5 protein-coding genes and 1 pseudogene are annotated in these 4613 nt (G+C 43.3%); 3 read left to right on the forward strand and 3 right to left on the reverse strand.

Features of this window, described 5'->3' with window-relative positions; all coding sequences use genetic code 11:
- Window positions 1–295: pseudogene (locus tag DOT_RS31445) on the forward strand (group II intron reverse transcriptase/maturase); the annotation flags it as partial.
- A gap of 277 nt (window positions 296–572) precedes the next feature.
- Window positions 573–1400 (forward strand): RNA methyltransferase, encoded by an 828-nt coding sequence (locus tag DOT_RS18895; RefSeq protein WP_009622240.1) that lies wholly within the window; start codon window positions 573–575, stop codon window positions 1398–1400.
- A 108-nt stretch (window positions 1401–1508) separates the two neighbouring features.
- On the opposite strand, the gene DOT_RS18900 is transcribed toward DOT_RS18895, so the two are convergent.
- From DOT_RS18900 to DOT_RS18910, 3 genes are all read right to left on the reverse strand, one after another.
- Window positions 1509–2462: an SDR family oxidoreductase gene (locus tag DOT_RS18900; protein WP_009622242.1), complete on the reverse strand. Its 954-nt coding sequence runs from the start codon at window positions 2460–2462 to the stop codon at window positions 1509–1511.
- A 20-nt stretch (window positions 2463–2482) separates the two neighbouring features.
- The gene (locus tag DOT_RS18905) at window positions 2483–2740 is read right to left on the reverse strand and encodes an acyl carrier protein (protein ID WP_009622244.1); all 258 of its coding nucleotides are present in this window, start codon (window positions 2738–2740) and stop codon (window positions 2483–2485) included.
- Between the two features lie 233 nt (window positions 2741–2973).
- Window positions 2974–3510 (reverse strand): NAD(P)H-binding protein, encoded by a 537-nt coding sequence (locus DOT_RS18910; protein WP_009622246.1) that lies wholly within the window; start codon window positions 3508–3510, stop codon window positions 2974–2976.
- 143 nt (window positions 3511–3653) lie between these two features.
- Here DOT_RS18910 and DOT_RS18915 point away from each other — a divergent pair, with 143 nt between their 5' ends.
- Window positions 3654–4199 (forward strand): TetR/AcrR family transcriptional regulator, encoded by a 546-nt coding sequence (locus DOT_RS18915; RefSeq protein WP_009622247.1) that lies wholly within the window; start codon window positions 3654–3656, stop codon window positions 4197–4199.
- Window positions 4200–4613 lie beyond the last annotated feature (414 nt).

Here is a 4613-nt window from a genome sequence, read left to right on the forward strand (position 1 = left end):
TTTTGTAGTTGTGTGCAAAACAAAGGAACAAGCTATGTCTAGGTATGAAAGACTTGAACCATACCTCACCCAAAGAGGATTGACACTTGCAGAGGATAAGACAAAAGTTATGCATATCAGTGAAGGATTCGATTTTCTTGGATTTAATCTAAGACAATATAATACCAACAACGGTATACATCTATTCATAAAACCATCCAAAGCAAGCGTGAAAAAGGCAAGGGAAACAATAAAGAATGTGTTCATGCAACTTAATATACGTAATTGTATAAATAACCATCTCAAGGATTGCTAACGCTAGCCTGCGGACAAGTCCTTGACATAGCTACAAAATACAATTGTTAAAAGCTCTGTACTTCTTGTAGAGGTGTGTTGACCCCTATGAAAACATATATTCCCATTCTTATATTGTTTCGTAGTGCAGAAAGACGTGTCTTATAAGCAATATAGTGTAGTTAATATTATAGTATATTGATGGTGGTGTAATTCTTACTTACGGTAAAAAGGATTTTATGTTGCAAAAAAAATCAAGTTTGATATGTTACCACTAACCTCGAACATAAGGAGATAAGATGTCAAATATCATTGAGATAAGCGATTTTTCATCGTCCAATTTGGATGTCTTTGTTCGCCTGACGGAAACGCAGCTGCGCAACCGGTTGGAGCCGGAGATGGGCATCTTTATTGCGGAGAGTACCAAGGTAATTGGACTTGCCCTCGACGCTGGATGCGAGCCTATTTCACTTTTGATGGAGCGCAAATACATTGCAGGGCAGGCGCACGGTATAATAACCCGCTGCGGAGATGTCCCCGTCTATACTGCCGATAGCAACCTGCTAGCAGGGCTGACTGGCTTTCAGCTGACCCGCGGTGTGCTGTGTGCCATGCGGCGTCCTCATCTACCCAGCGTTGAGGAGGCGTGTGCCGGTGCAAGTCGAGTGGCTGTGCTTGAAGGTATTGCGGACTCTACCAACGTCGGTGCCATTTTTCGCTCGGCTGCGGCGCTAGGCATCGATACCGTGTTGCTTACCCCCTCATGCTGTGACCCACTGTGCCGGCGTGCGGTGAGGGTGAGCATGGGTACCATCTTCCAAGTGCCATGGGCCCGTATTGGCAGCGAGCCCTCGCAGTGGCCGCAGCAGGGCATGAAGAGTCTGCGCAAGCTGGGCTTTAAGACCGTTGCCATGGCTTTAAATGATAACGCTGTCAGCATAGACGATCCGCAGCTCATGGCAGAGGAAAAGCTTGCTATCGTATTGGGTTCAGAAGGTAATGGACTGGCGCCCTGCACGATTGCTGACTGCGATTACACCGCGTGCATCCCCATGTCCCATAACGTGGACTCTCTGAACGTTGCTGCAGCCAGCGCCGTGGCCTTTTGGCAACTCAGGGTCCGGTAAGCTTTTATATTCACATAATACGTCGTAAAATAAGAATGGGATTTTGGATATGAGATAGGCGAAAGAAAATTCAGCTACAGCATTTTCACGGTAAAATTTTGAGTGCAACTAGAGAACACCTTTATTAAGCTCATTTACAAGTAAATCTCGTACGGATATTGGTTTACGTCCCAGCAAATGTTCAAAAGTTGAATCTACTGATTCGAGCTCTCCATTGCGGCTAGCTATAAAAAGGCCCAAAAATAACTTGGCATATTGCTCCGGATAACCTTTAGCAACCATGTGCTTTACAAAATCTTCATCTGATAAAGTTATCCGTTTTATGCTGCGCCCAGTAATCTCTGATGCTATAGCTGCAAGATTCTCAAAGTTCAATGACTCAATCGGGGCAAGTGGTGGGGTAATACCATCAAGACATCCTTCATTAACTAATGCAACTGCTGCTATTTCAGCGAGATCAGCATGTGCAGCCCATGATACTGGCCCATCTTGTGGTGCAATCAGTTCTCCAGTTTCTAAAGCCTCCTTTAAATACCAAATAGCAGATGAGGCATAAAAGCCATTACGTAACGAGGTAAATGCTACTCCAGATTCTTTAAGTATAGCCTCTGTTGCTGCATGGTCTGCGAATCCTGAATTTGGTTTTGCTCCTATATGACTTGTATATAGAATGCGAGAGGCTCCGGCCAGCTTTGCTGATTCTATGGCAGTGCGGTGTTGTATTAGCGCATCTCCCTCTGTTGTAGAGGATGACACAATTAAAACTTGTGAAGCGCCTTCAAAAGCATGTGCCAAACTATTAGCATCTTTATAATCACCTTGCATTACACGAACACCACATACCTTTAGGTCATTGGCCTTTGAAGTATCTCTTACACTTACACCAATCTTTTCAGCAGGAATTCTTTCAAGTAAATTATTAACGATACCATGTCCTAATTTTCCAGTTGCTCCAGTTACTATAATCACTTTATACCTCCAATAAATATTTCTGTCGGTCGAAAGAAAGGTTTTCATGTCTTGTCCATTATACCTTTTTATGAATTCTCCGGCTCTCTTCATGGAAACGACAAGTTATGAAATTACACCGAATTTATAATCGTTCGGTAATCGGATAAACCTCTAGCTTTCAGTTTATCTACAATATCATTGACGGTAACCACATCTGCAAACTCGTCATCAGTAATGGTTATCTCGAATTCATCCTCCAGGTCCCCAATAATCATCGACATATCTACCGAATCCACAAATAAATCTTCCCGCAAACGGCTCTCTAGGGTTATCTTTCTCTTCTTCTTTTGTAAAATATGATTTAAAGTGAATAGTACTCTGTCTTCCATTTTTAGTCACACACCTTCTCTCTACGCTTTTGTAATTTTGTGTGGGTTGATTCAAATTCTAATTCGCCTCTTAAAACTAATAGACTATGGTATGATTTTACAACGGGCATCCGTAAATATACTATTTTATTATCCTCTGGAAAGCATTGATACAAAATGCGTCTCTCAAACTTAGTTTCCTTTTACGAACACCAGATGTTAACGAAAGAAAAAACGCGCTTAGGCGCGTTTTCTTATCGCAGATTTAAACAGTCTCCCAGTCTGTTTAAACTGAAGATAGCTTGTTGGGTTTTGAGGTTTTGCATATCGGCAAAAAGGTTATTGTAAAAGCCAACAGGGCGGATGTGAGCAATGTTCACGCCTTCAAGCGAGTTGAGCGCGTCTTCAATAAAATGATACAAGTAAAGGATGCCGGCTTTGGGGTTGTCAGCTCCGATCGAGCTGAGATTGACGACGTTTTTCACCTTTGAGTTTTGCACAGCAGTCTTGTATATTTCTGAAAGCTCGATGGCGGCCTGCCACATGTCAGTGCCAGATATCGGGTTGATGCCTGTAATCATGAGATAAACGACGTCGCTGCCTTTGAATGTTTCGGTGAGGAAGTTGACGTTGCGCTTTGAACCGACAGCGACTTTGGCTCCGAGGGCATGGATAGCGTCAACTCGGTCTTGCGCGCTTGTGATGACGGTGACGTCGTGGCCGTCGGCGATGAGGCGTGGAAGGTAGTTACGATTGATATTGCCGAGTGAGCCAAGAACAGTGATTTTCATTGTGTTTCAACCTTCTTTTTGATAAAATAATGTCACAAACTGACATCGAGATTAGTATACACTTGCAGAATTTTGCTGTCAAGAAAAATGTCAGACACTGACAATGTGGTTCTGTAAAATTCACGAAAATAGGAATGAGAAAAATGAAAAGTAAAGAGAAATTGCAGGTGGCGGCCGCGAAATTATTTATGAAAAAAGGCTATGAAAACACGACCGTGCAGGAGATTGCCAGTCTTGCGGGTGTGACGGAGCGAACCTTTTTTCGGCAGTTTAAGGATAAGTCGGACGTACTTTTTGATACGAGTAATACGATGGGACATCGGGTCGCGGCTTTTATCACTGACAAATTTGACGTCGAGCAAAAGCCTCTGAAGCTTGCCGTTGAAGGCTTTGCATCGGTTTCTGATTATTTTGACGTCTCGCGGGAGCAGGTGCTGGCTCGAAGTCAAATTATTCAAAGCAACCCTGATCTGCAGGAACGGGAGCTGCTAAAAAGGCAGGTGCTAATTGAGTCTGTCACAAACGCTTTATCAGTCAAATTTGATAGCGAGCTGTCAGAGCTTGCCGCGCGATTTGCGGTTGAAATTTTTCACATGGCATTCAGAAAATGGATTGAAAGTCCCGAGAAAGGCTTTGCAGAGCAGGTGCTCGCGGTTTACGAGCTGTATGAAAACTCTGTCACTATATGAGTTAAGATTCTCAATCCAGTGGCTGAGTCATGCTATCGGGTATAAGAATAATCCTGCTAATAAAAATCAAGCATTAATTTAGGAAAATATCAAAAAAATATTGTCAAAGGCTTATTTAATCTCGCTTCATTTATTAGAACTCTGGGGTAAGACTTGACATGGGACCCCACGGTGGATGCTTCAATAGGTCGAGGGGTGTGGCTAATAGGATGCATTCCTCATGGGTAAGCCCCATCCCCTTGATTTAGGGTAGCATCCACCGCCCCCATGTCAAGTCTTTCTTTAGGGTCGGATCAGGTAACCCTGACACATCGTATTATGGGTATAACAAAATAGACCCGAGCAAAATACAGCAACTGGCCAGTTGGACTACTACCAAACTTATTTGAATCATTACGCCACCACGTATGCCTC

The organism is Desulfosporosinus sp. OT (assembly GCF_000224515.1).
Taxonomy (GTDB): domain Bacteria; phylum Bacillota; class Desulfitobacteriia; order Desulfitobacteriales; family Desulfitobacteriaceae; genus Desulfosporosinus.